21 protein-coding genes are annotated in these 25,058 nt (G+C 68.0%); 8 read left to right on the forward strand and 13 right to left on the reverse strand.

The features are described 5' to 3' along the window. The 10 genes from FGX59_RS38210 to FGX59_RS25835 all read right to left on the reverse strand — a co-directional run. A partial coding sequence (locus FGX59_RS38210; protein ID WP_206078435.1) for a hypothetical protein occupies positions 1-320 on the reverse strand: 320 nt, incomplete at its 3' end. A gap of 345 nt (positions 321-665) precedes the next feature. Then, entirely contained in the window at positions 666-1,775 is a 1,110-nt protein-coding gene (locus tag FGX59_RS25795) for a Gfo/Idh/MocA family protein (RefSeq protein WP_138470006.1), read from the reverse strand. After that, positions 1,775-2,833, reverse strand: a complete 1,059-nt coding sequence (locus FGX59_RS25800; protein ID WP_138470007.1) for a sugar phosphate isomerase/epimerase — start codon at positions 2,831-2,833, stop codon at positions 1,775-1,777. The genes FGX59_RS25795 and FGX59_RS25800 overlap by 1 nt, the downstream gene beginning before the upstream one ends. Before the next feature lie 16 nt (positions 2,834-2,849). Further along, entirely contained in the window at positions 2,850-3,680 is an 831-nt protein-coding gene (locus tag FGX59_RS25805; RefSeq protein WP_138470008.1) for a TolB family protein, read from the reverse strand. A gap of 109 nt (positions 3,681-3,789) precedes the next feature. After that, positions 3,790-4,914, reverse strand: a complete 1,125-nt coding sequence (locus FGX59_RS25810; RefSeq protein ID WP_138470009.1) for a Gfo/Idh/MocA family protein — start codon at positions 4,912-4,914, stop codon at positions 3,790-3,792. Positions 4,915-4,922: 8 nt separating this feature from the next. Beyond that, positions 4,923-5,666, reverse strand: coding sequence for a sugar phosphate isomerase/epimerase (locus FGX59_RS25815; RefSeq protein ID WP_138470010.1), 744 nt, complete (start codon positions 5,664-5,666; stop codon positions 4,923-4,925). 29 nt (positions 5,667-5,695) lie between these two features. Then, a complete protein-coding gene (locus FGX59_RS25820) occupies positions 5,696-6,781 on the reverse strand; it encodes an ABC transporter ATP-binding protein (protein ID WP_138470011.1) in 1,086 nt (361 codons plus the stop codon). A gap of 4 nt (positions 6,782-6,785) precedes the next feature. After that, a complete protein-coding gene (locus tag FGX59_RS25825; RefSeq protein WP_240722718.1) occupies positions 6,786-7,700 on the reverse strand; it encodes a carbohydrate ABC transporter permease in 915 nt (304 codons plus the stop codon). 46 nt (positions 7,701-7,746) lie between these two features. Next, a complete protein-coding gene (locus tag FGX59_RS25830) occupies positions 7,747-8,685 on the reverse strand; it encodes a carbohydrate ABC transporter permease (RefSeq protein WP_138470012.1) in 939 nt (312 codons plus the stop codon). Continuing rightward, on the reverse strand, positions 8,675-9,916 hold the full coding sequence (locus FGX59_RS25835) for an ABC transporter substrate-binding protein (protein WP_138470013.1): 1,242 nt from the start codon (positions 9,914-9,916) through the stop codon (positions 8,675-8,677). Before FGX59_RS25835 ends, FGX59_RS25830 begins: the two co-directional genes overlap by 11 nt. Positions 9,917-10,087: 171 nt before the next feature. Between FGX59_RS25835 and FGX59_RS25840 the strand changes: the two genes are divergently transcribed. The 5 genes from FGX59_RS25840 to FGX59_RS25860 all read left to right on the forward strand — a co-directional run bounded on the left by FGX59_RS25840 (position 10,088) and on the right by FGX59_RS25860 (position 15,463). After that, positions 10,088-11,110: a LacI family DNA-binding transcriptional regulator gene (locus FGX59_RS25840; RefSeq protein ID WP_138470014.1), complete on the forward strand. Its 1,023-nt coding sequence runs from the start codon at positions 10,088-10,090 to the stop codon at positions 11,108-11,110. A 207-nt stretch (positions 11,111-11,317) separates the two neighbouring features. Further along, positions 11,318-13,495, forward strand: coding sequence for a catalase/peroxidase HPI (gene katG / locus FGX59_RS25845; RefSeq protein ID WP_171060833.1), 2,178 nt, complete (start codon positions 11,318-11,320; stop codon positions 13,493-13,495). Positions 13,496-13,582: 87 nt separating this feature from the next. Beyond that, complete coding sequence (locus FGX59_RS25850; protein WP_138470015.1) at positions 13,583-14,308, forward strand: energy-coupling factor ABC transporter ATP-binding protein; 726 nt, start codon at positions 13,583-13,585, stop codon at positions 14,306-14,308. Then, positions 14,289-14,894 (forward strand): CbiQ family ECF transporter T component, encoded by a 606-nt coding sequence (locus FGX59_RS25855; RefSeq protein WP_138470016.1) that lies wholly within the window; start codon positions 14,289-14,291, stop codon positions 14,892-14,894. The genes FGX59_RS25850 and FGX59_RS25855 overlap by 20 nt, the downstream gene beginning before the upstream one ends. Positions 14,895-14,917: 23 nt before the next feature. Next, the gene (locus tag FGX59_RS25860) at positions 14,918-15,463 is read left to right on the forward strand and encodes a biotin transporter BioY (RefSeq protein ID WP_138470017.1); all 546 of its coding nucleotides are present in this window, start codon (positions 14,918-14,920) and stop codon (positions 15,461-15,463) included. Positions 15,464-15,536: 73 nt separating this feature from the next. Here FGX59_RS25860 and FGX59_RS25865 read toward each other — a convergent pair whose 3' ends face one another. Together FGX59_RS25865 and FGX59_RS25870 are read right to left on the reverse strand one after the other, a co-directional pair. After that, positions 15,537-16,844, reverse strand: a complete 1,308-nt coding sequence (locus tag FGX59_RS25865; protein ID WP_138470018.1) for a short-chain fatty acid transporter — start codon at positions 16,842-16,844, stop codon at positions 15,537-15,539. A gap of 146 nt (positions 16,845-16,990) precedes the next feature. Then, on the reverse strand, positions 16,991-18,253 hold the full coding sequence (locus FGX59_RS25870; protein WP_240722712.1) for a replication initiation protein: 1,263 nt from the start codon (positions 18,251-18,253) through the stop codon (positions 16,991-16,993). Positions 18,254-18,853: 600 nt separating this feature from the next. Here FGX59_RS25870 and FGX59_RS25875 point away from each other — a divergent pair. From FGX59_RS25875 to FGX59_RS25885, 3 genes are all read left to right on the forward strand, one after another. Continuing rightward, entirely contained in the window at positions 18,854-20,224 is a 1,371-nt protein-coding gene (locus tag FGX59_RS25875) for an AAA family ATPase (protein WP_138470020.1), read from the forward strand. Next, the gene (locus FGX59_RS25880; RefSeq protein WP_138470021.1) at positions 20,221-21,306 is read left to right on the forward strand and encodes a ParB N-terminal domain-containing protein; all 1,086 of its coding nucleotides are present in this window, start codon (positions 20,221-20,223) and stop codon (positions 21,304-21,306) included. The genes FGX59_RS25875 and FGX59_RS25880 overlap by 4 nt, the downstream gene beginning before the upstream one ends. A 155-nt stretch (positions 21,307-21,461) precedes the next feature. Next, positions 21,462-24,038: a phosphoenolpyruvate carboxylase gene (locus FGX59_RS25885; protein WP_138470022.1), complete on the forward strand. Its 2,577-nt coding sequence runs from the start codon at positions 21,462-21,464 to the stop codon at positions 24,036-24,038. A gap of 104 nt (positions 24,039-24,142) precedes the next feature. Here FGX59_RS25885 and nadC read toward each other — a convergent pair whose 3' ends face one another. Beyond that, complete coding sequence (nadC, locus tag FGX59_RS25890; protein WP_138470023.1) at positions 24,143-24,979, reverse strand: carboxylating nicotinate-nucleotide diphosphorylase; 837 nt, start codon at positions 24,977-24,979, stop codon at positions 24,143-24,145. Between the last annotated feature and the right edge of the window lie 79 nt (positions 24,980-25,058).

Here is a 25,058-nt window from a genome sequence, read left to right on the forward strand (position 1 = left end):
TATACGCTTGCCAATTGGTGGTCTTGCAGGTCGGCTTCGGAGGTCTGCTCATGCAGCCCGGCTAGCATGCTGGGTTCACAAGATGAATCCCACCAGTTTTGCGCAACAACGCCGTCCCGCGACATCGGAGCAGCGACCGTGGCCCCAGTGGGGCCGCGAAAGCGCTGCGGAGCATCCCGCTCCACCACCAGCTGGCCGATCTTGGCGTGCGGCCTTTCCACCTCGGCGAGCGATTTCAGCGGCTCGGATGACGCCTGAGCGCCGAAGGCCGGTGCGTTCGGCAGGAAACGATCCCCCGGATCGTTTCCAGACTGCCTCACACTCGATCGCGGTGCGTTTCCTGCCGCTGATGATGGCGGGGGGGATATCGTGCTTCCTGCCTGGTCCAGCCGTCGTCAGGCCCCCCGGATCGCTTCGAGGGCCACCTTCTCCTTGAACTCCGCTGAATGGCGTTTCCGTTTCTTCGTCCCAGGTCAGTCTCCGTCAGCCGCTACAGCTTAACACCTGGTCCGAAATCCTGCGACCACCTCTGCCCGCCCCGGCCGGCCCGAGCGCGCCGCCGCCGGGGCGGCGTGCTGGCCCGATCCGGCTGCCCGCGGGACTTTCGCGCCGCGGGCAGCCGAGTCGGGCCCTGCTGTGCCCCTCCCGTCGCGCAGGACCCCGCGTCAGAGCGCCGTCCAGGCCGCGTCCTCTTCCGAGGAGCGCAGGCAGGCGGCGATGAAGCGCATCCCCGCGAGCCCTTCGCCGATCCCCGGCAGCGCCTCCGCCGCACCGCCCCGGATCAGCGCAGCCGCCTCGGCATAGAGCGTCGCGAAAGCTTCCAGATAGCCCTCGGGATGGCCGCCCGGCGTGCGCAGATGCGCCAGCCCCGCCGCCGTCGCCCCGGCCCCGCCGCGGGTCAGGATCTGCGTGGGCTCGCCGAAGCGGGCAAAGCGCATCTGGTTCGGATCCTCCTGCGCCCAGTCGAGCCCGGCCCTTGTGCCGTGGATCCGCAGCCTCAGCGCATTGCCGTTGCCGACCGCGACCTGGCTGGCCCAGAGCATGCCCTTGGCCCCGCCCTTGTAGCGCAGCATCACATGGACATTGTCATCCACCCGCCGCCCCGGCACGAAAGCGTCGAGATCGGCCGAGAGCCGGTCGATCTCCAGCCCGCTGACAAAGGCCGCCAGGTTGTGGGCATGGGTGCCGATATCGCCGATGCAGCCGCCCGCGCCCGAGCGCGCCGGATCGGTGCGCCAGTCGGCCTGCTTGCCGCTGGTCTCTTCGGCCAGCCAGTCCTGCACGTATTCGACATGCACCAGCCGGATCTCGCCCAAATCGCCCGCGGCCACCATCTCGCGCGCCTGGCGGATCAGCGGATAGGCGGAATAGTTGTGGGTCAGGATGAAGCGCTTGCCCGAGGCCGCCGCGGCGGCGGCGATCGCCTCGGCCTGCGCCATCGTCGCCGCCAGCGGCTTGTCGCAGATCACGTGGATCCCCGCCTCGAGGAAGGCGATCGCCGCCGGGGCATGCATGTGGTTCGGCGTGACGATGGCCACCGCGTCGATCCCGTCGGGCCGCGCCGCTTCGGCCTTCGCCATCTCGGCGAAATCCGCATAGCTGCGCGCCGGGTCGAGCCCCAGCTCGGCGGCGGAGGCATGCGCCCGCGCCGGATCCGAGCTCAGCGCGCCGGCGACCAGCTCCCACTGGCCGTCGATCCGCGCCGCGATGCGGTGCACGCCGCCGATCAGCGCGCCCTGCCCGCCGCCGACCATGCCCAGTTTCAGCTTCTGCATCACGCGACACCCAGCATCTTGCGGATCGCCTCGCGGTCGACGCCCGAGCCCGCGAAATCGTCGAAGGCCTTGCCGGTCACCTCGATGATCTTCGAGGCGATGAAGGGCGCGCCCTCGCGGGCGCCCTGCTCGGGCGATTTCAGGCAGCATTCCCATTCCATCACCGCCCAGCTGTCGAAGCCCGCGGCCGAGAGCCTGGCGAAGATCGCGCCGAAATCGACCTGGCCGTCGCCCAGGCTGCGGAAGCGCCCGGCGCGCTCCACCCAAGGCTGGTAGCCGGAATAGACGCCCTGCCGCCCGTCGGGATTGAACTCGGCATCCTTGACGTGGAAGGCCGCGATCCGGTCCTTGTAGAGGTCGATGAAGGCCAGGTAGTCGAGGCATTGCAGCACGTAATGCGACGGATCGTAGAGGATCTTCGCGCGGGCATGCCCGCCGACCGCGTCGAGGAACATCTCCCAGGTGGCGCCGTCGAAGATGTCCTCTCCGGGATGGATCTCGTAGGCGAGATCGACGCCCTCCTCCTCGTAATGGTCGAGGATCGGGCGCCAGCGGCGCCCGAGCTCGGCGAAGGCCTCCTCGATCAGGCCCGCGGGGCGCTGCGGCCAGGGATAGAGATAGGGGAAGGCGAGGCTCCCCGAGAAGGTGACGGCCGTCTTCAGCCCGAGCCGCCGCGAGGCGGTGGCGGCCTTCTTCACCTGGTCCACCGCCCAGGCGGTGCGCGCCTTCGGATCGCCATGGACCGCGGCCGGGGCGAAGCCGTCGAAGAGCGTGTCATAGGCCGGGTTCACCGCGACGAGCTGGCCCTGGATATGGGTCGAGAGCTCGGTGATCTCGACCCCCGCCTCGGCGCAGGTGCCCTTGATCTCGTCGCAGTAGTCCTGGCTCTGGGCGGCGGTGTCGAGATCGAAGAGCCGCGCGTCATTTGCCGGGATCTGCACGCCGCGATAGCCCAGATCCGCCGCCCAGCGGGTGATGCCGGGCAGCGTGTCGAAGGGTGCCGCATCGCCCGCGAACTGGGCGAGGAAGATGGCTGGACCCTTTATCGTGGTAGGCATGTCATTCCTTTCGTGATCATGCTGGGGGAGGGGCATAGCGGCAGAAGGCAAAGCGCCTTCCGCCCGGTGCCCAGCAGGGGGTGTTGATCGTGCCCTGGCCGCCGAAGAGCCCGAAGAGCTCTCGGTCGCGGCCGGTGCCGAGGTCGATCAGGCGCAGCGCGACATCGAGGTCGCGCGGATGCCCGTCCGTGCCTTCGGGATAGGCGAGATAGAGCAGGTGCCGCCCGTCGGGCGAGGGGTGCGGGAACCAGGCGTCGCGGGGGCCGCGGGTCATCTCCTCGGGATCGCCGCCCGCGGCGGGCACGCGCCAGAGCTGCATCGAGCCGCCGCGGTCGGAGTTGAACCAGATCCACTGGCCGTCCGGCGTGTAGTCCGGTCCGTCGTAATGGCCGGGCCCCCGGACCAGCAGCCGCTCGCCGCTGCCGTCGGCGGCGCAGGCGGCGATGGCGAACTGCCCGCCGCGGATCGCGGCATAGGCCAGCTCGGTGCCGTCGGGCGACCAGCCATGCCACCAGCTCGGCCCCAGCGCCGTCACACGGCGGGACGCGCCGCCCGCGGCCGGGACGGTGTAGATGATCGACTTGCCGGTCTCGGTCTTGTCGCAATAGGCGTAGACCCGGCCGTCGGGCGAGATGCCGTGGTCGTTGTTCAGCCCGTCATGCGGCCCGAGATCGACCGCCAGCAGTGCCGGCCGCTCGAAGGGCACGCGGTAGAGCCCGCCATCGGCATTGACCAGCAGATAGCCGCCGCCGGGCGCCCAGTTGGGCGCCTCGACCAGCCGGTCGGTGGCCAGCAGCACCCGGGTCTCGCCGCTGGCGATGTCATGGAGGCAGAGCTCGGTCCTCATGCGGCCTCCAGGCGGTCTTCGAACCATGCTGGCGGCCGCGCGATGCGGGGCTGTCCCGCCCCCGAGAGGGGCGGGACGGACGGGGCGGGAAGGCGGGCCATCGCGCCGCTCAGGCCAGCAGCGCCGCAGCCGCGGCCGGGCCGAGCGCCTCGGGACGGGTGCAGGAGGTCGCCAGGTCGAGCACCCTGCCCTCCTCGCCCGCGCGCAGGATCGTCGTCATCACGTCGACGACATGCAGCGAGAAATCCAGCGAGCAGCGATGCTCCCGCCCTTCGAGGATCGCCAGCGCCATGTCGGCGAGCCCGGCGGTGCGGTAGTTCGCCCGGCCCTGCGCGTCATTGGCGACGGAGAAAGGATGTTCCCAGGCGCGGGCGATATTGACGAAATTCGCCCCCGCGGTCATCCGCAGCTCGCCGCCGAAGAAGTTCGGGTCGGGCACATGCAGGGTGCCCTTGCGGCCGTAGAGCTCCATCGGCTCGTGGCCGTGCTGCCAGACATCCCAGGAGGCGACCATGGTCACCTGCGCGCCGGAGGCGAATTGCAGGATCGCGTGGATCGTCGTCGGGGTCTCCACCGGGATCTTCTCGCCATGGCGCGGCTGGCTGGTGATCGTGCGGAACTCCGAGGCCGAGGAGGAGATCGCCGCGACCTTGGCCACCGGGCCGAGCAGCTGGACCAGGTTCGAGATGTAGTAGGGCCCGACATCGAGCACCGGCCCCGCGCCGGGCTTGAAGAAGAAATCCGGGTTCGGATGCCACATCTCCATCCCCGGGCTCTGCACGAAGCAGGTGCCCGAGGTGACGTCGCCGATCGCGCCGCTATCGACCAGGTCGCGGGCCAGCTGGTGCGCCCCGCCGAGGAAGGTGTCGGGAGCCGAGCCGATGCGCAGCCCCTTCGCCTCGGCGATGTCGGCCAGCGCGCGGCCCTCCTCCAGGCTGAGGACGAAGGGCTTCTCCGACCAGACATGCTTGCCCGCCTCGAGCACCGCGCGCGACACGTCGTAATGCGCCGCCGGGATGGTCAGGTTGACGACCACGTCGACGTCCCCGGCGGCCAGCAGGTCCGGGACGGAGAGCGCGCGCAGGCCGAATTCCGCAGCCCGCGCCTCGGCGAGCTCCATGTTCAGGTCGGCGCAGGCGCGCATCTCGATGCCCTTGAAGAGCGGGGCGAGGCGCATGTAGGCGGCCGAGATGTTGCCGCAGCCGATGACGCCGATGCCAAGTGATTTGCTCATGGGGAACCTCAGTAGGTCTTGAAGGCTTCGATGGAGCGGGTGGCGAAGCGGGTCGCGTCCGAGGGCTTGTCATGCTCCATGACGAAGAGCTCGACGCCGATGGCGCGCAGCTTGGCCATGATCGCGGGCCAGTCCATCACCCCCTGGCCGACATCCGCCCAGCCATCCTCGTCGAGGCACTCGCCCTCGGGCGCGATGTCCTTCACATGGGCGGCGGCGATGCGGTCGCGGTAGCGCTCGATCCAGGCCAGCGGATCGGCGCCGCCGCGGGTGATCCAGGCGATATCCGCCTCCCAGGCGATCTCCGGCGCTTCGGCCAGGATGATCTCCATCGCGCAGGTGCCGCCGAGATCGGCGAATTCCCAGTTGTGGTTGTGCCAGCCGAAGCGGAAGCCCGCATCCTGCACGCGCTTGCCGGCCTCGGCCAGGCGCTTGGCGAAGACGGTCCAGGCGGCGGCGTCCATGCTGCGCATCTCGGGCGGCACGGCCGGGCAGTAGAGCTGCGACATGCCGAGCGCCTTCGCCGCGGCCAGCGTGGTGGCGAGCCCGCTCTCGAAGCTTTCCACCGGGAAGAAATGGCCCGAGGGCATGGCAAGCCCGCGCGCGTCGAGCAGGGCGCGGAAGGCGGCCGGGTCCTCGTAGACCCCGCCGAAGCCCTCGACCTGGGTATAGCCCAGATCGGCAAGCGTGCTCAGCACCTGGTCCCAGGGACCGGCATCGCGGGCGGAGTAGAGCTGGAAGGAAACGTTCATCGTATTGATCCTGAAACTTGGGACAGCGGTCAGAGGCGGATGTCGCCCTGGCGGTCGAAAAGATGGCCGCGGGCCGGGTCGAAGCCGATCCGCAGCGGCTGGCGCGGGCTGAGGTCGGGCTGGCCGTTGGCCCGCGCCCAGAGAAGCTGGCCGCCCGCGCGGACGCGCACCAGCGTGTCGGAGCCCAGCGGCTCGACCAGGTCGATCACCGTGTCGAGCTGCACCGGCATGGCCTCGGCGGCCTCGCCCGACTCCACATGCTCGGGGCGGATGCCGAACCAGGCCGGCCCCGAGACTGTGCCCGGGGCGAAGCCGTATTCGCCGAGCGCGAAGGTCGCGATATCGCAGGAGAAGCTGGGCGCGATCTCCATGTCGAGCGTCCCGTCGAGCATGTTCATGGTCGGCGAGCCGATGAATTCGGCGACATAGCGGTTGGCCGGGCGGTTGTAGATCTCCTTCGGCGTGCCGAGCTGCATGATCTTGCCGCCCTTCATGATCGCGATGCGGTCGGCGAGCGTCATCGCCTCCACCTGGTCATGGGTGACGTAGATCATCGTGTTCTCGAGCTGCTGGTGCAGCTGCTTGATCTCCACCCTGAGGTCGGCGCGCAGCTTGGCGTCGAGATTGGAGAGCGGCTCGTCGAAGAGGAAGACGTCGACATCCCTGACCAGCGCCCGGCCGATGGCGACGCGCTGCCGCTGCCCGCCCGAAAGCGCGGCCGGCTTCCGCTTCAGCAGCGGCTCGATCTGCAGCACCCTGGCCGCGCGGGCGACCCGCTCGGCGATCTCCGCCTTCGGCAGGCCCGCATTCTTCAGCCCGAAGGAGAGGTTCCCCTCGACGGTCATCTGCGGATAGAGCGCGTAGCTCTGGAACACCATGCCGATGCCGCGGTCCGAGGGCTCCTCCCAGGTGACGTTGCGGCCCTGGATGAAGATCTGCCCGTCGGTGATGTCGAGCAGCCCGGCGATGCAGTTGAGCAGGGTGGACTTGCCGCAGCCCGACGAGCCCAGGAGAACCAGGAACTCCCCCTGCCCCACATCGAGATTCAGGTCGTGGAGCACCTCGACGGCGCCGAAGGCCAGTTTCAGATCCTTGATGGCGATGCTTGGTTGCATGAGGTTACCCTTTCACCGCTCCGGCGGCGATGCCGCGCACGAAGAGCTTGCCGGAGGCGAAGTAGATGGCCAGCGGCACCAGCCCGGTCAGCAGCGTGGCGGCCATGTTGACGTTGTATTCCTTCACCCCCTGGACCGAGTTGACGATGTTGTTGAGCTGCACCGTCATCGGATAGAGGTTCGGCCGCGTGAACACGGTGCCGAAGAGGAAGTCGTTCCAGATGCCGGTGATCTGGATGATCATCGCCACCGTGAAGATCGGCAGCGACATGGGCAGCATGACGCGGAAGTAGATCCCCCAGAACCCGGCCCCGTCGACCCTTGCGGCCTTGAAGAGCTCCTCGGGCAGCGAGGTGAAGTAGTTCCGGAAGAGCAGCGTCACGATCGGCATGCCGAAGACCGTGTGGACCAGCACCAGCCCCGCAAGCGAGCCGTAGAGCCCGATTTCGCGCAGCAGGATCACCATCGGATAGAGCATCACCTGGTAGGGGACGAAGGCGCCGAAGATCAGGATGGTGAAGAAGGCCTCGCCGCCCTTGAAGCGCCAGTTGGCCAGCGCGTAGCCGTTCACCGAGGCGATGAAGATCGAGAACAGCGCCGAGGGCACCGTGATCCGCACCGAGTTCCAGAACCCGCGGCTGAGCCCGTCGCAGTTCAGCCCGGTGCAGGCCTCGGACCAGGCCTTGACCCAGGGCTCGAAGGTGATCTCCACCGGCGGGGCGAAGATGTTGCCCAGCCGGATCTCCGGCATCCCCTTCAGCGAGGTCACCACCATCACCCAGAGCGGCAGCAGGTAGTAGACCGAGACGACGAAGAGCGTCCCGTAGATCATGATGTTGCGCCCCGAGAGCCGCTTCTTCGGCTTGCGGCCGCGCGGTCCCGTCCCGTCGCGCGACTGCGCGGCATAGTCGGTCAGCACGGTCTCGGCCTGCGCGCGCAGGGGGGCGTGTTCGATGTCGCGGCATTTACCCACGGCGCTTCCCCCCGAATTCGAGCATCGCCCAGGGGATGACGACGATGGCGACAGCCAGCAGCATCATGGTCGAGGCGGCGAAGCCCTGGCCCAGGTTCTGCCCGCCGAACATGTAGTCGTAGACGTATTTCGCGGGCACCTCGGTCGCGATGCCCGGACCGCCCCCGGTCTGCGCCACGACGAGGTCGTAGAGCTTGACGATGCCCGAGGTGATCAGCACCAGCGCGGTGATGAAGACCGGCCGCATCATCGGCACGATGATGAAGATGTAGGTCTTCCAGGCCGGGATGCCGTCGACGCGCGACGCCTTCCAGATCTCGCCGTCTATGCCGCGCAGCCCCGCCAGCATCAGCACCATGATCAGCCCCGTCCCCTGCCAGAGCCCGGCGATCAGGATGCCGAAGATGGCGATGTCGGGATTGTAGAGCGGGTCGAAGGCGAAGCCCTCGAAGCCCATCGCCCGGATGATCGACTGGACGCCGAATTCGGGGTTGAGGATCCACTGCCAGACGAGGCCGGTGACGATGAAGCTCAGCGCGAAAGGATAGAGCAGGATCGTGCGGAAGGCGCTCTCGTAGCGGATCTTCTGGTCGAGGAGCGCGGCGAGGACGAAGCCGATCACCAGGCTGAAGACCAGCGAGCAGAGCCCGTAGATCGCCAGGTTCTCGATCGAGACCACCCAGCGGCGGGTCGCCCAGAGGCGTTCGTACTGGGCGAGCCCGACGAACTCCGCCCGCGGCAGGAGCTTCGAGTTGGTGAAGCTGTAGGTGACGGTCCAGACCGTGCCGCCGAGGAAGACGACCATGGCGGTCAGCACCATCGGGATGGCCGCGATCTTGGCGGTCAGGTTGCGCAGCAGCCGCCGCGGCCGCCGGGCGGCGGAGGGCGGCGCGGTGCCGCCCTGGCGGGCATGGACGGGGTCAGAGGGCATTGCCGATGATCCCGGCAAAGCGCTTCTGCGCGTCCTCGGGGGCATAGGACGGGTCGGCGAAGAACTCGACAAGCAGGTCCTCGATCTGCGTCCGCGTGTCGGAGTCGATCAGCTGGTTGGTGTCGGGCAGCGCCTCGCCGCTGGCGAGGATGGCAAGCCCCTTGCGCATGCAGGCATTGGCCGCGTCCAGGTCGACATCGCCGCGCACCGGCAGCGAGCCCTTCTTCAGCGAGAAGGCGACCTGCGCCTCGGGCGAGATGATGACCTCGGCCAGATCCGCCTGGGCGTCGGCCATGTCGTCGTCGCGCAGCTTGGGGAAGTAGAAGGCGTCGCCGCCGGTGGTCAGGATGTCCTTGTCGCCGAGCCCGGGCAGGCAGTGGTAGTCCTCGCCCGCGACCTGGCCCGCCATGGCGAATTCGCCCTGCGCCCAGTCGCCCATCACCTGGCCGCCGGCCTCGCCGGTGATGACCATGTTGGTCGCCTGGTTCCAGTCCTGCACGGTCGATTTCGCCGCCATCTTCCGCGCGGTGTCGAGCGCGGCGAAGATCCCCGCGACATCGGCCCCGGCGGCGATCTCCTCGTCCTTGTCGCGGTAGACGCCCAGGTAGATGTCGTCGGGCAGGAGCGAGATCATCAGCGTGGCGAAGAGCCCGCTCATCTGCCAGGCCTGCTGGCCGAGCGCCAGCGGCACCTTGCCCGCCGCTTCCAGCGCGGGTGCGGCGGCGACGAATTCCTCCCAGGTCGTCGGCACCGGCACGCCGGCATCGGCATAGGCCTTCTCCGACAGCCACAGCCACTGCCAGGAATGGATGTTCACCGGCACGCAGTAGATCCGCCCGTCCAGCGTGCAGCTGTCGAGCAGCGAGGGCGGGTTGACCACGTCGCGCCAGTGCCCGGCCTCGGCAATGTCGGTCAGGTCGCGCATCAGCCCGGCCTCGACCAGCTCCTCGGCCTGGCGGCCGTGGTTGAACTGCGTCGCCCCCATCGGATCGCCGCCGGTGATGCGCGAGATCATGATCGGCCGCGCGGTGTTGCCCGACCCGGCGATGGCGCCGTCGACCCAGGTATGCTCGGTCTTTTCCTCGAAGATGCGCGCGAATTCGGCGACGGCCGCCGCCTCGCCGCCCGAGGTCCACCAATGCGTGACTTCAAGATCGGCCGCCGCCGCGGGCAGCGCCGCGAGCGCGCCCAGGGCGGACGTCGCCGCGAGGATTCGCCGGATGTGATTCATGATGTTCTCCCTCCGGCCCTCCCCGGCCGGTCCATGTTGCTGTAATCGTTTACATTCCGCGTCATTTCTGCTTTGATCGCTTTGTAAACGATTACATGCATCATTAACGAAGATGGATTCGAGTCAAGACCGGGCTTAGACTCCGTTACGCAAACCGGCCGGGACAGGGTGATGACACAGCAGAAGCCAGTGAGGATCGTGGATGTGGCGCGGGCGGCCGGGGTGTCGGTCGCGACCGTCAGCCGGACGCTGAGCAATCCCGACGTGGTGACGGAAACCACCCGCGAGGCGGTGTTCGAGGCGATCCGCGTGACCGGCTACCGCGTCAACCGCGCGGCGCGGAACCTTCGTATGCAGCGGGCCGGCGCGGTGCTGGTCCTGGTGCCGAGCCTCGGCAATCCGTTCTTCTCGCAGATCCTCGCCGGGATCAGCGCGGGATTCGAGGGCAGCGACTATTCGGTGCTGATCGCCGACACCGCCAAGCATGACTGCAACGCCATCCTGGAGCGCTATTTCCTCGACGGCCGCATCGACGGGATGATCTCGCTCGATTCGCGCTGCGGCGGCGAGGAGCTGGCCAAGCTCAGCGCCCAGGGCGTCGGCGACCGCATCGTCTTCGCCTGCGAATGGATCGAGGACGCGGATTTCGCCTCGGTGCGCTGCGACAACGAGGGCGGCGCGCGGCTGGCGATCGACTATCTCCACGGGCTCGGCCACCGCGCCATCGCCCATCTGACCGGCCCCGCGGGCAATGTGCTGACCCATGCACGGCGCGAGGCTATGCAGGCGGAGCGGCGGCGGCTCGACCTGCCCGCGCGGCCCGAATGGATCATCCGCGGCGACTTTTCGCTGGCCTCCGGCCATGAGGCCGCGCGGCAGATCCTGGCGATGGAGCACCGGCCAACGGCGGTGTTCTGCGCCTCGGACATGGGCGCCTTCGGGCTGATCTCGGGGCTGGTCGCGGGCGGTCTCGACGTTCCGCGCGACATCTCGGTGATCGGCTTCGACGATATCGAGCTGTCGGAATACTACGTCCCTGCCCTGACCACGATCCGCCAGGACCGCCGCCGCATCGGCGAGACCGCGGCCGAGCTGCTGCGCGCGCAGCTCGAGGGCGCGGCCGGGACAGCGGCGCGGAGCCGCCGGCAGATCGGCGTGGAGCTGATGATCCGCCAGAGCACCGGTCCGGCATGAACATGCATTTCTGATCGCACTTAAAGCATTCGATCAGGAAACCTTATCGATCTGTTCAGAATTAACGATGTGATTCCGTCGCATGGCTTCGCTAGGCTGCTTGCGAAGGGGAGGTGTGGACGATGCCGGATCCGGCCCGCTGGACAGCGGACGGAGTCGGCACAGATCTCCCGTTGGCACGACCGCAGCACGATCCAGGAGGACATCATGGACGGCAACGACATCAAGATGACGGGCAAATGCCCGGTCATGCATGGCTCAAACACCGCCAGCGGCGCATCGGTCATGGACTGGTGGCCGAACGCGCTGAACCTCGACATCCTGCACCAGCATGACAAGAAGACCGACCCGATGGGCGAGGCCTTCGACTACCGCGAAGAGCTGAAATCCCTCGATATCGAGGCGCTGAAGGCCGATCTGCGCAAGCTGATGACGGAAAGCCAGGAATGGTGGCCGGCCGACTGGGGCTCCTATGTCGGCATGTTCGCCCGCGTCGCCTGGCACGCGGCAGGCTCCTACCGCCTGGCCGACGGCCGCGGCGGCGGCGGCACCGGCAACCAGCGCTTCGCCCCGCTGAACTCCTGGCCGGACAACGTCAACACCGACAAGGGCCGCCGCCTGCTGTGGCCGATCAAGAAGAAGTACGGCAACAAGATCTCCTGGGCCGACCTGATCATCCTGTCGGGCACCATCGCCTACGAGACCGCCGGGCTGAAGACCTTCGGCTTCGGCTTTGGCCGCGAGGACATCTGGCATCCCGAGAAGGACGTCTACTGGGGCGCCGAGAAGGAATGGCTGGCGCCGTCGGACAGCCGCTATGGCGATGTCTCGAAGCCCGAGACCATGGAGAACCCGCTGGCCGCGGTGCAGATGGGCCTGATCTACGTGAACCCCGAAGGGGTGAACGGCCAGCCCGACCCGGTGAAGACCGCCGCCCAGGTGCGCGAGACCTTCGCCCGGATGGCGATGGATGACGAGGAGACCGCGGCACTGACCGCCGGCGGGCACACGATCGGCAAGTGCCACGGCAATGGCGACGCCGCCAACCTGAGCCCCGATCCCGAGGCCGCGGGCCCCGAATACCAGGGCATCGGCTGGATGAACACCAAGGGCCGCTCGGTCGGGCGCGACACCGTCGTTTCCGGCATCGAGGGCGCCTGGACCTCCAACCCGACCCAGTGGGACATGGGCTGGTTCGACATGCTCTTCGGCCACGAGTGGGAGCTGAAGAAGTCTCCGGCAGGCGCCTGGCAGTGGATGCCGGTCGACATCGCCGAGGCCGATATGCCCGCCGATGTGGAAGACCCGTCGATCAAGACCATGCCGATCATGACCGATGCCGACATGGCGATGAAGGTCGACCCGGCCTATAACGCGATCTGCCAGAAGTTCCGCGCCGATCCCGCCTATTTCGCCGACACCTTCGCCCGCGCCTGGTTCAAGCTGACCCACCGCGACATGGGGCCGAAGGCCCGCTATGTCGGTCCCGACGTCCCCGCCGAGGACCTGATCTGGCAGGATCCGATCCCGGCCGGCCCGACCGGCTACGATGTCGCCGCGCTGAAGGCAAAGATCGCGGCCTCGGGGCTGAGCCTGTCGGACATGGTCTCCACCGCCTGGGACAGCGCCCGCACCTATCGCGGGTCGGACATGCGCGGCGGCGCCAATGGCGCGCGCATCCGGCTGGCCCCGCAGAAGGACTGGGAAGGCAACGAGCCCGAGCGGCTGGCCCGCGTCCTGTCCGTGCTGGAGCCGATCGCGGCCGAGGCCGGCGCCTCGATCGCCGACACGATCGTGCTGGCGGGCAACCTGGGCGTCGAGATGGCAGCGAAAGCGGCCGGCCAGGCGCTGGAGCTGCCCTTCGCGCCGGGCCGCGGCGACGCGACCGACGAGATGACCGATGCCGGCAGCTTCGACGTGCTCGAGCCCAAGGCCGACGGCTTCCGCAACTTCCAGAAGGCGGAATACGTCGTCTCCCCCGAGGAGATGATGCTCGACCGCGCGCAGCTGATGGGCCTCACCGCCCGCGAGATGGTGGTGCTGGTCGGCGGCATGCGCGTCATGGGCACCAACTACGCCGGCAGCGCGCATGGCGTCTTCACCGCGGCCCCGGGCACGCTCAGCCAGGACTTCTTCACCGTCCTGACCGACATGGCCTACCAGTGGGTCCCGGCAGCCGAGGGCACCTACGAGATCCGCGACCGCAAGACCGGCGCCGTGGCCTACACCGCCACCCGCGCCGACCTGGTCTTCGGCTCGAACTCGATCCTGCGCAGCTATGCCGAGCTCTACGCCCAGGACGACAATGCCGCGAAATTCGTCGCCGATTTCGCCGCCGCCTGGACCAAGGTCATGATGGCCGACCGCTTCGACCTGAAGGCCTGACGATCCCCCTCCCCGCGGCGCCGCCGCGGGGAGACCCCACCAAGGCATGGTTGACATTCCCCTCCGATTCCGGCCCTTGCAGGTGCCGTGAGGACAACAACCGCCGCCCGCATCGAGATCAGCGATCTGACCTGCCGCCTGGGAGACCGAGAGGTGCTCGCCGGGCTGTCGCTCGTGCTCGACACGCCCCGCATCGCCATCCTCGGCCGCAACGGCTCGGGCAAGTCGACCCTCGCCCGCGCCATGGCCGGGCTGATCGACGGCGCCGGGGGACGCGTCGCCATCGACGGCGCCGACATCCTGAAGGACCGCAAGGCCGCGCTCTCGGCCGTGGGCATCCTGTTCCAGAACCCCGAACACCAGATCATCTTCCCCAGCGCGCTGGAGGAGGTCCGCTTCGGCCTCCTGCAGATGGGGCACGCCAAGCCCGAGGCGACCCGGCTGGCCGAGGCCGCGCTGGCCCGCTTCGGCCGGGCGGACTGGGCCGGGCGCAGCACCGCGACGCTCAGCCAGGGGCAGAAGCACCTGCTCTGCGTGATCTCGATCCTGGCGATGGCGCCGAGGGTGCTGATCCTCGACGAGCCCTTCTCGGGCCTCGACATCCCGACCGAGCGGGCGCTGCGCCGGGTGCTGGAATCCTATCCCGGCACGCTCGTGCAGATCACCCATGACCCGCAGGTGGTCGCCGGCTATGACCGCGTGCTGTGGATCGAGGCCGGGCGCCTGCACGCCGACGGGCCGCCCGCCGAAGTGCTGCCCGGCTATCTTGCCGAGATGGAGGCGGAGGGCGCAGATGCTTTCGCTGACCTCTGAGATCCGCACGCCGCTGCACGCCATCGGCCCGGGACCGAAGCTCGCCGCGCTGGCGATCGCCTCGGTGGCGATCTTCTCCATCGCCTCCCCTGCCCTGATGCTGCTGCCGGTCGCCGTGAGCGCCGCGCTCTACCTCTCCTGCGGGCGGCGCTTCGCCCGGGCCGGCCTGCGCTCGCTGCGGCCGCTCTGGCCCTTCCTGCTGCTGCTCGGGCTCTGGCACGGGCTGACGCAGGACTGGGCCAATGGCGCGACGCTGGCCGGGCGGCTGCTCTCGACCGTGGCGCTGGCCAATCTGGTGACGATGACCACGCGGCTCGAGGACATGATCGCGCTCTGCACCCGCGCACTCGCGCCGCTGCGCGTCCTCGGGCTGAAGCCCGGCCGCATCGCCTTCGCCATCGGGCTGGTGCTGCGGCTGACGCCGACGCTCCTCGACCGCGGACGGCAGCTGGGCCTCGCCTGGCGCGCCCGCGCCCGGCGGCGCCGGCCGGGCTGGCAGATCGTGCTGCCGCTCTGCCTGACGGCGCTGGACGATGCCGACCATATCGCCGACGCGGTGAAGGCCCGCGGCGGCATCCCCGACTGAGACCCCAACCAAGAGGACCCAGAATGGACCGCGACCTCATCATGATCGCCCTCTTCGCCGCACTGATCGCGGCGCTCGGGCTGATCCCCTCCGTCACGCTGATCTCCGGCGTGCCGATCTCGGCGCAGAGCCTTGGCGTGATGCTCTCGGGCGTCATCCTCGGCGCAAGGCGCGGCGCGCTGGCGGCGGCGCTGATCGTCTTCATGGTGGCGCTCGGCCTGCCGCTCCTGGCCGGCGGGCGCGGCGGCATCGGCGTCTTCGCCGGGCCTTCGGTCGGCTTCCTGCTGGGCTGGATCCCCGCCGCCTTCGCCGCGGGCTGGGTGATGGAACGCACCCGCCGCCTGCCGGTCTTCGCGGCCGGCGCGCTGGCGGCCTTCCTCGGCGGGATCGTCGTGCTCTACATTCCGGGCATCATCGGCATGGCGCTGATCCTGAAGAAATCCCTGCTGGAGGCGACGGGCTTCGCCCTGCCCTTCATCCCCGGCGATATCCTGAAGGCGGTCGTCGCGGGCGCGCTGGCCACCGCACTGCACAAGGCGCGCGCCGATGTGCTGATGTCGCGCGCCTGAAGACAGTCCCCGCGAATGCGAAGGGGCGGCCCGGAGGCCGCCCCTTTTTTCGTGTCCGCTCTGCGACCGCAGGTCAGAGCCAGGTCAGCCCGATCGAGATCACGATGCCCGACAGGATCAGGTGCAGCGTGCAGAAGCCCATGATGTCCTTGGCCCGCAGCCCCGCGATCCCGAGGATCGGCAGCGCCCAGAAGGGCTGCACCATGTTCGTCCAGGCATCCCCCCAGGCAATCGACATCGCCGCCCGCGCCGGATCGACGCCAAGCGCCTGCGCGGCTGGCAGGATGACCGGCGCCTGCACCGCCCATTGCCCGCCGCCCGAAGGCACGAAGAAGTTCACGATGCCCGCGCTGATGAAGGACCAGAAGGGCAGGCTCGCCGGCGTGGCCAGCGACACCAGCGCGTCCGAGATCGTCGCGGCGAGGCCCGAGCTCACCATGATCGCCATGATGCCCGCATAGAAGGGGAACTGGATCACGATCCCCGCCCCGCCCTTCACGCCTTCGGACAGGCTGGAAAGCAGGTTGCGCGCGCTGCCATGCAGGACGATGGCGACCATCAGGAAGAGGAAGTTGACGACATTCAGCGTCAGCGTCCCGGACCGGATGAAGTAGTCGAGCAGATAGGCCAGGCCCGAGATGCCGACGATCAGCGACAGGATGCGGCTGTCCATCATCCGCTCCGACGGCGTGTCCGACTGCGCGGCCCGCGGCGCGGCCTCCTTCAGGAGCTCCGGGTCGACATAGACGCTCTCGCTCTCGGGCGGCATCATCATCCGGTTGACCAGCGGCACGACGATCAGCAGAGCGACGACGATGGCCAGGTTGAAGAAGGAGAAGATCGTCTGCCCGGTGCCGATCACGCCGATCTGGCCGGCGAAGGTATGGCCCTCGGTGGCGATGGCCAGCGGGATCGAGCCGGCCAGGCCGCCATGCCAGATCAGGAAGCCGGAATAGGCCGAGGCCACCAGCAGCCGGTAGTCGACGCGGACCTTGCGGGCGATCTCCTTGGCGAAGAGCGCGCCGACGACGAGGCCGAAGCCCCAGTTGAGCCAGCTCGCCACCAGCGAGACATAGCTGACCATCAGGATGGCCGTCCCCGGCGAGCCCGCCATCTCGGCCAGCCGAGACAGCAGCCGGCGCACCAGCGGGGTCGAGGCCATCATGTAGCCGGTGACCAGCACCAGGAGCATCTGCATCGAGAACTGCAGCAGCGTCCAGAACCCGTCCCCCCACATGCGCACTACGGCCAAGGGCGACTGGGCCTCGATCCCCATCGCGGCGATGGCGACAAGGACGGTCAGGATCAGGACGAATAGATAGGGATCAGGCAGATACCGATCCATCAGCCGCACAAGCGGCCGGGAAATGACATTTAGCAAGTGTGCCTCCCATTCTGGCAACTGTCCGGAGTCCGGACTTGCCGCCACTGGTCGCACGCAATCCCGTGCCTGTCGCCGGGACGATATGTCAGACCGCACTCACCCTTGCGTGAACCCGCCCTCCGTCTCGCGCGCGAGACGGGCCGTCAGGCGTCGCCGCGTCCGGGCAGTCCCTCGGGGATCAGCCCCGACCAGAAGGCATGGACCTTGGGAAAGACGCCCCGCGCCTGCCAGCCGTAGCGGCGGAACTGGCCGCGTTCGAAATCATCGGCCAGCCCCAGCTCGAACCGGTCGCGGATCGCCTTGCGGCTGACCGAACTGCGCTTTTCCAGATTGGCCTCGATCACCTCGAGGCAGGCCCGGCGCCAGCGCGCCTCGGCCGCCTGTTCCTCGTCGCGCCGCGCCTCTTCCAGCTCTTCTTCCGTCGGTTCCTTCGGCGCAGGCACCGGTGCGGGCGCGGCTGCCTGCGCGGCCTCTTCCGCGCGGCGGTAGTCGCCGTTGATCGCCGCGGTCAGGTAGCCCGCCGGGGTCTTGCGCACCCTGCCCTTGCGGCGCTCCTCCTCGACGAAATCCAGCTTCTCGGCGACATAGGCCTCGCCATGCTCGGCGATCCAGCGCTGCGCGAGCCGGGCGGAGATGCCGTTCTCCACCAGCCGGCGGAAGGCGCCGGACTTGCGCACCGCATCATCGTCGCCCAGATCGAACAGCGTCTCCTGGCCGTTGCGGGTGATCAGGAAGCGGATGAATTTCACCTTGCGGCTCTCGCGCCGGGTCTCGGCCACCAGCGAAATGTCGGAGACGGCATTCACCTCCTTCACCGCGGGCTTGACGATCTTGGCGTTGAGCTTCGAGAAATCCTCGTAATAGGCGCTGTCATCGACCCCCATCAGGCGGCGGAAGACGTCGATCTCCCACCAGCCGGTGGAACCGGTGCGCACGAAGCGGAAGCAGTTCTCGTAAAGCGCCAGCGCATGGCCCGAGGTGAAGTTCCTCTGGATGCGCATGTTGATCATCGAGAAGACCGACGGATCGTAGAGCTTGGCCGCCAGCGGCGCGGCATAGGCGTATTCGCAGACCCCGCCGGTGAGCTTGGCATAGGAGATCAGCGAGGAGACCCCCCATTCCTCTTCGCCGTCATCGCCCAGCATGTTCCATTCGGCTGTGGTTTCCGCCAGCGCGCGCAGCGCCGCCTTCAGCGTCTCGCGGTCGCGACTGGCATAGCCCGACATGGCGCAGAGCGTCTCGGCATCGATCCGGTGCGAGGACTTGGTCGTCAGCTCGTCATAGGCGTGCAGCAGGAGGCAATTCGACAGCTTCCGCTGCAAAAGCGTGAGCTTGCCGCCGATATGGATCGCGGCCACGTGTTTGCGCAGGCTCTCGCGCTCGGTGATCTGGCGGAATTCGGTCACGACTCGACTCGGGGCTCTGGGGTTTTGGCAGGATTTTCCCAGACCGACCCGCGTGTCAAGCTTCATGGGTCGGTTCCGAATCGGCACAACGAAAGAGATGGCACGCAGACGGGTCGATTTGGGGAGGGATCCATCACGCAGACGGGTAGGTTTCGCAGGTCCGAGTCGGAAAGCAGGGCGAATTTGGGGCTTATAGCGACCCCTTCCCCGCGCTGCGAGTCGAAATCCGTCCCGTCACGGGCGATTTTTCCGCCGTCACGCCAAGGGGTAGGTTTCATCACGCAGATGGGTTGGTTTCGGCACGTATCCGGGTAGGTTTGCGCATGTAGACGGGTAGGGTTCGACATGCATCCGGGTCCCCTATCTCCGTTAAAATACGATAATTAATTGCTTTTTCGGATTACAAAGACTCCAAAGATCTAGAAACAGATTCATAGTTTGATGCTGCGTTCAGGCATTTTCGGGATCCGGATACCGCCTCTGGCAGGCGTCTCGCACGCGTGACACGGCCTTTCTCTTGGGATATGAGTCACGCAAAGGCACGTGTTCGCGCTTTCCGCGGATAATCAGCCAAATCAGGAACATCGAGGCGGATCGGAAATGAGCAGTCAAACCCCGTCCATCAGTCTTCAGCATATCGACCCGGCCGAGGCGCTGGCCGAGGTGCCCGAGCGCGTGACCACCGACCGGTTCACCGTCGCGGCCGAGATCTGCATGCGGGCGCGGGACGATCTGGCCCGGCGCGGCTACAAGCCTGATGGCGAGAAGCAGCTCCGCCTCTTCGGCATCTGGGAAATCACGACCTACATGATCCCGGTCTCGGCGCAGCATTTCCGGCGCGTGCTCAAGGCCAATCCCGACCTGCCGCAGGGAGTCTCCGAAAAGCAGGGCGGCGCCAAGATGTTCACGCTGGACGAGGTGAACACGATCCGCGCCTTTCTGGAGCACGAGGGCCAGCAGGGCAAGGGATACCGCCCCTACCGGCCGCAGAACAGCCCGGCCAAGATCGTCTCGGTCTGCAATTTCAAGGGCGGCGTCGCCAAGACTACGACGGGCGCGCATCTGGCCATGGCCTCCGCGCTCGACGGCTACCGCGTGCTGGTCATCGATCTCGACAGCCAGGCGAGCATGTCGACCATGTTCGGCACGCTCGCCGAGGACGAGGCCCAGACCGCCTATGCGGTGATCGCCCGCCACCGCGCCCGCCATGTCGCCGCCTCGATGGGGATCGACGACTATGACAGTCCCGAGCTTGACGAGGACGTGCGCGACGCCGCCAAGGTGACGGCGGATGACGTCATCATCGGCACGCACTGGCCGACGATCGACATCCTGCCCGCGCAGCTCAACCTCTACTGGGCCGAGTTCCAGGTGCCGGTCTGGATGCAGACCCATCGCAGCTGGCAGTTCTGGGACGCGCTCGAGGGTTTCCTGCGCGACGAGGGGCTGCTGGAAGACTACGACATCATCCTGATCGACACGCCCCCTGCCCTCGGCTACCTGACGATCAACGCGCTCTCGGCGGCCGATATCCTGCTGATCCCTGTCGGCGCCAGCTTCATCGAGTTCGACTCGACCGGCCGCTTCTTCGATATGCTCTACACCACCTTCGCCTCGATCGAGGACAGCATGGCGCGGATTTCGGACCAGGCGCCGAAATTCTCCTGGGATGCGGTGCAGGTACTGCTGACGCGCTACGACGATGCCCAGCAGGGCGAGCTGGCCAATGTCATCCAGGTCTATCTCGACGATTTCGTCGCCCAGCACCGGCAGGAATTCACCGCGCTGGTCGGCCAGGCGGGCGAGCGTGTCTCGGGGATCTACGAGGCCAGCCATACCGATTTCAACCGCGACACCTACCGTCGCGGGCGCGAGACATTCGACCGCTGCTACCATGAATTCAAGAAGCTGCTGATCGGCTGCTGGGAACGCGACCGCATCGAGGCAGAGGAACGGGAGGCCGCAGAATGAGCCGCAAGCGCCTGGGATCCATCGACCGCGACTCGATCCGCGACATCCGCGCGGGGGCCGAGAAGACCGCCGCCGAACGCCGCGAGCTGGCGCTGGGAAAGGCGCCGCCGATCGGCAAGATGGCGGGCTCCGCCGCCTCGAACGTCGAAGAGGAGCTGCTGCGGCTGCGCCGCGAGAATACCGGCCTGCAGGCCGACCGCACCGCGCTGGCCGAGGCGCGCGAGGATGGCCGCGTGGTCGAGCTGGTGCCGATCCAGGAGATCGACCTGCACGCGCTGGCGCGGGACCGCCGCATGCTCGACCGCGACGGCGAGGCCTGGGCGGAGCTGAAGGCCTCCATCGCCGCGCGCGGGCAGCAGGTGCCGGTGGAGCTTGGCCCGCGCGAGCGCTCGGACGGGAAATGGCGACTGATCAGCGGCTATCGCCGTGTCAGCGTCCTGCGCGAGCTCTTCGAGGAGACCGGCGATCCGCAATATGCCGAGGTCCGCGCGCTGATCCGTCTTCCGCGCGCGACGCTCGAGGACATGGTGGCGATGATCGAGGAGAACGAGATCCGCCAGGATGTCAGCTTCTACGAGCGCGGCCGGATCTGCTGCCTGGCGGCAGAGCAGGGCATCTGCGAGACGGTCGATGACGCGATCCTGGCGCTCTTCCCGAATTCCAGCCGCAACCGCCGCTACAAGATCCGCAACTTCACCGTCGTCCACAATGTCTTCGGTCCCTACCTGGACTATCCCGAAGCCATCGGCGAACGGCTGGGCGCGCGGCTGGCGCAGGCGGTCAAGGACGGGCGCGAGCGCGAGCTGACCGCCTTCCTGTCCGACCGCGACACGAAATTCGCCGACCCGGCAGAGGAGCTGGCGCTGCTCGACGCCTTCGTTGCGGGCAAGGGCGCGTTCAGCGGCCCGGCGCCGGAACCGGTCGCGGCCATCTCGGCAGGCTGGGACGGGCCGGGGCTGCGCATCCGCGCCAGCGCGAAGAACGGCAAGGTGACGCTGAAGCTCGACGGCGTCGAAGCGGAGGACGCCGCAGCGCTGGAACGGCTGGTCGCGCAGGTCGCCGAAAGCCTGCGGGACGGCTGAGCCGCGTCTCGCGCGCGAGACGGGCAGGGCGGGGGCAGATGCCGCATTCCCCCGCCGGGTTTGGGCGCTAACATGGGCCCGGGGGGACGATGTCAGCCCCGGAAAGCCCCGCCGCGCCATGAGCGGGGACCGTTCACGCTTAACGAGGGTCCGACATGGAAAACGTCACTGCTGCCCAGTCACTCAATACGCTTGTCTCCGACCTCGGCGACCTCCTCGGCGAAATCATCCGCGAACAGGAAGGCGACCGGACCTTCTCGCTGGTCGAGACGCTGCGCCGCCGCTCGATCAGCCATTACCGCTCGGGGCTCGTCGAGCTGCGCGCCGAACTGCGCAACCTGATCGGCGAGAACGACCCCGAGGAAATCGGCAAGGTGCTGCGCGCCTTCACGCTCTTCCTCCATCTGGCGAATATCGCGCAGGGCGTGGTCAATGCGGATTCCGGCGGCGCGCGTCTCGCACTCGACCGGGCGCTGGCCAAGCTCGACGGCAAGACCCGCGAGCGGCTGTCGGTCGGCATCGTGCTGACCGCGCATCCGACCGAAATCCGTCGCCAGAGCGTCATCGACATCGAGGGGCGGATCGCCGGGCTGATGGGGCAGGACGGCTCGATCAAGGACCGCCGGGCGCTCAAGCGCGAGGTGCTGACTGTCTGGCTGACCGAGCTTGCCCGCCGCGAGAAGCTGCGCGTCCAGAACGAAATCGACAACGGCGTCTCGGTCGCGTCACGCTCGATCCTGCCCGCGATGATGCGGGTGCAGGGCGAGGTGGAGCGGTTCTTCGGCGGCGATCCGGCACGGCCGAAGCCGATGTTCTCCCTGGGCACCTGGATCGGCGGCGACCGGGACGGCAATCCCTTCGTGACCCGCGACGTCTTCGACTATGCCGTCTCGCAGCAGCAGAGCGCGCTGTTCGGCTACTACCTGGCGGAGCTGCACCTGCTGGCGATGGAGCTGCCGGTCTCGGACCGCTATCTCGATCTCTCACCCGCGCTCGAGGCGCTGCTGGAGCAGGAGCCGAAGCTGACCGATCCCTATCGCGACGGCGAGCCGTTCCGGCGCGCGATCTACCATATCCGCACGCGGCTGGAGCAGACCGAGACCGGCGGCGCGCATGCCTATTCCGGGGCCGAGGCCTTCATTGCCGATCTGGAGACCCTGTCGGAGTCGCTCGAGGCGTCGCAGGCGGGCGTCATCGCCGAGGGCCGCCTGGCCGAGCTGCGTGCCACCGTCGCGATGGTCGGCTTCCATTTCTTCACCATCGACCTGCGGCAGAACTCGCGCATCCATGAACGCACGGTCGCCGAGATCCTGTCCGCGGCAGGCATCACCGACGGCTATCCTGACATGGACGAGACCGCGCGCGCGGCCTTCCTGTCGGAGATGCTGCTGAAGCCGGTCCCGGAGTTCGACGCGACGGGGCTCTCCGAAGAGGCGCAGCGCGAGCTCGGCATCTTCGCCACTGTCGCGGCCGCCCGCAAGCGGCTGGGCGCGGGGCTGGTGCGCTACTCGATCGTCTCGAACACCGAAAGCGTCGCCGACATCCTGGAGATCTCTTGGCTGCTGCGGCTCCATGGCTGCTTCGGCGAGGACGTGGCGGAGCCGATCCTGCCGGTGCCGCTCTTCGAGACGATCGAGGATCTGCGCGTCTCCGTGGCGATCATGGAGGAGCTTTACGCCGTGCCCGCCTATGCCGCCGCGATGAAGGCGACCCGGGCCGAGATCATGCTGGGCTATTCGGACAGCAACAAGGATGGCGGTATCGTCACCGCGCGCTGGGAGGTCTGGAAGGCCGAGGCCGCGCTGACCGAGCTGTTCGAGGGGGTCGGCCAGGGCGTCGCCTTCTTCCACGGCCGCGGCGGCTCTGTCGGGCGCGGCGGCGGCGCGACCCGCGACGCGATCCTCGCCCAGCCGCGCGGCAAGCTCGCCCGCGGCTTCCGCCTGACCGAGCAGGGCGAGGTGATCTCGAAGCGCTACGAGACGACCGACCAGGCGATCATGCGCTTCTGCGAGCTGGGGGAGGGCCTGGCCGAGGCCGAGGCGGCCGGCGAGTTCGCACGGCCCGCGACCCATTTCGTCAATGTCATGGAGGCGATGTCCGAGGCCGCCTTCCAGCGCTACCGCTCGCTGACCACCGGCGAGAGGTTCCTGACCTATTTCCGCGAGGCGACGGTGATCGACCATATCGCCTCGCTCAACATGGGCTCGCGGCCGGTTTCGCGCTCGACCCTCGACAAGCTCTCGGACCTGCGCGCGATCCCCTGGGTCTTCTCCTGGGCGCAGACGCGCCACAACCTGCCGGGCTGGTTCGGCTTCGGCACCGCGATCCGCCAAGCGGGCGGCTCGATGGCGCAGCTCGAGGAGATGTACCGCAGCTGGACGACCTTCCGCAGCCTCGTCGACAGCGTACTGATGGTGCTCGCCAAGGCGGATATCGAGATCGCCGGCGCCTATGCCGAGCTGGTCGAGGACAAGGCGCTTAAGGCGCGGATCTTCGGCCTCATCCGCGAGGAATGGCAGATCACCATGGAGATGGCCGAGGCGATCACCGGCCGCAAGCCAGCCGAGACCGATCCGGATTTCATGCTGCGCAAGGCCTATCTCGACCCGCTGCATTTCGGCCAGATCGATCTTCTCGGGCGGATCCGGCGCGATCCGGAGAATGCAGAGCTGCAGGATGCGCTGAAGATCTCGATCAACGGCATCGCGTCCGGCCTGCAAGGCACCGGCTGAGCCAGGGCAGGGCGGCCTGATCCATTACCGGACATGGCGCCGCCCGGCAAAGGGCGGCGCTATTCTCGCAAAAAGTTCAAAAAAGCGCCGTCGCGATGTGCGGGTCAGAGTTCGTCCAGCCCGATATCGACACAGGGCGCCGACTGGGTGATCCGCCCGACGGAGATGAAATCGACGCCGGTCTCCGCCTTGCCGCGGATCGTGTCGAGCCGGACCCCGCCGGAGCATTCCAGCGGCACCCGCCCGGCGACAAGCGCCACGGCCTCGCGCATATCGGCATTCGTCATGTTGTCGAGCATGATGACATCGGCGCCCGCCCCGAGCGCCTCGGCCACCTGGTCCAGCCGGTCGCATTCGACCTCGATCTTGGTCAGGACCGGCGCCTTCGCCTTGGCCTTTGCCACAGCGGCCGCGATGGAGCCCGCGACGGCGATGTGGTTGTCCTTCAGCATGATCCCGTTATCGAGCCCCAGCCGGTGGTTGCGGCCGCCGCCGCAGGTGACGGCGTATTTCTCCAGCATGCGCAATCCGGGCGTGGTCTTGCGGGTGTCGACCAGGAAGGCGCCCGTGCCCTCGATCGCGCGGACATACTCGGCGGTCAGTCCGGCGATGCCGCAGAGCCGCTGCAGCAGGTTCAGCGCGACGCGTTCGGCGGTCAGCAGCGCCTGGGCGTCGCCCTCGACCGTGGCGAAGGTCGCCCCGGCCTCGATCCGGTCGCCATCCGCGGCGCGTGCATTGAAATGGCAGCCGGGATCGAGCGTGCGGAAGATGCGCTCGGCCACGGGCAGCCCGGCCAGCACCAGCGGCTCGCGCGCGTTCAGGCCGAAGGCGGCCCTGGCGCCGTCGTCGACCATGATCTTCGCGGTCAGGTCGAAATAGTTGCAGTCCTCGTCGAGCCAGAGCCCGATCAGCTTGTCGAGTTTGCGCGGGTCGATCAGCATGGTCCTCCGTGCGGCGCGGCTAGCGGGCGCGCCTGGCGGCGGCTTAGGCAAAAATCCGGCGCGGGGCCACCGCCAAACC

The organism is Poseidonocella sp. HB161398, from assembly GCF_005870025.1.
Classification (GTDB): Bacteria; Pseudomonadota; Alphaproteobacteria; order Rhodobacterales; family Rhodobacteraceae; genus Mangrovicoccus.

Excerpts from the sequence above, each read along its gene's own strand:
- FGX59_RS25855 (WP_138470016.1), top strand. The coding sequence starts at position 14,289 with ATGCTTTCGCTGACCTCTGAGATCCGCACGCCGCTGCACGCCATCGGC.
- FGX59_RS25805 (WP_138470008.1), bottom strand. The coding sequence starts at position 3,680 with ATGAGGACCGAGCTCTGCCTCCATGACATCGCCAGCGGCGAGACCCGG.
- FGX59_RS25860 (WP_138470017.1), top strand. The coding sequence starts at position 14,918 with ATGGACCGCGACCTCATCATGATCGCCCTCTTCGCCGCACTGATCGCG.
- FGX59_RS25795 (WP_138470006.1), bottom strand. The coding sequence starts at position 1,775 with ATGCAGAAGCTGAAACTGGGCATGGTCGGCGGCGGGCAGGGCGCGCTG.
- FGX59_RS25815 (WP_138470010.1), bottom strand. The coding sequence starts at position 5,666 with ATGAACGTTTCCTTCCAGCTCTACTCCGCCCGCGATGCCGGTCCCTGG.
- FGX59_RS25840 (WP_138470014.1), top strand. The coding sequence starts at position 10,088 with ATGACACAGCAGAAGCCAGTGAGGATCGTGGATGTGGCGCGGGCGGCC.
- FGX59_RS25830 (WP_138470012.1), bottom strand. The coding sequence starts at position 8,685 with ATGCCCTCTGACCCCGTCCATGCCCGCCAGGGCGGCACCGCGCCGCCC.
- FGX59_RS25875 (WP_138470020.1), top strand. The coding sequence starts at position 18,854 with ATGAGCAGTCAAACCCCGTCCATCAGTCTTCAGCATATCGACCCGGCC.
- FGX59_RS25880 (WP_138470021.1), top strand. The coding sequence starts at position 20,221 with ATGAGCCGCAAGCGCCTGGGATCCATCGACCGCGACTCGATCCGCGAC.
- FGX59_RS25800 (WP_138470007.1), bottom strand. The coding sequence starts at position 2,833 with ATGCCTACCACGATAAAGGGTCCAGCCATCTTCCTCGCCCAGTTCGCG.
- FGX59_RS25885 (WP_138470022.1), top strand. The coding sequence starts at position 21,462 with ATGGAAAACGTCACTGCTGCCCAGTCACTCAATACGCTTGTCTCCGAC.
- FGX59_RS25810 (WP_138470009.1), bottom strand. The coding sequence starts at position 4,914 with ATGAGCAAATCACTTGGCATCGGCGTCATCGGCTGCGGCAACATCTCG.
- FGX59_RS25835 (WP_138470013.1), bottom strand. The coding sequence starts at position 9,916 with ATGAATCACATCCGGCGAATCCTCGCGGCGACGTCCGCCCTGGGCGCG.
- nadC (WP_138470023.1), bottom strand. The coding sequence starts at position 24,979 with ATGCTGATCGACCCGCGCAAACTCGACAAGCTGATCGGGCTCTGGCTC.
- katG (WP_171060833.1), top strand. The coding sequence starts at position 11,318 with ATGGACGGCAACGACATCAAGATGACGGGCAAATGCCCGGTCATGCAT.
- FGX59_RS25820 (WP_138470011.1), bottom strand. The coding sequence starts at position 6,781 with ATGCAACCAAGCATCGCCATCAAGGATCTGAAACTGGCCTTCGGCGCC.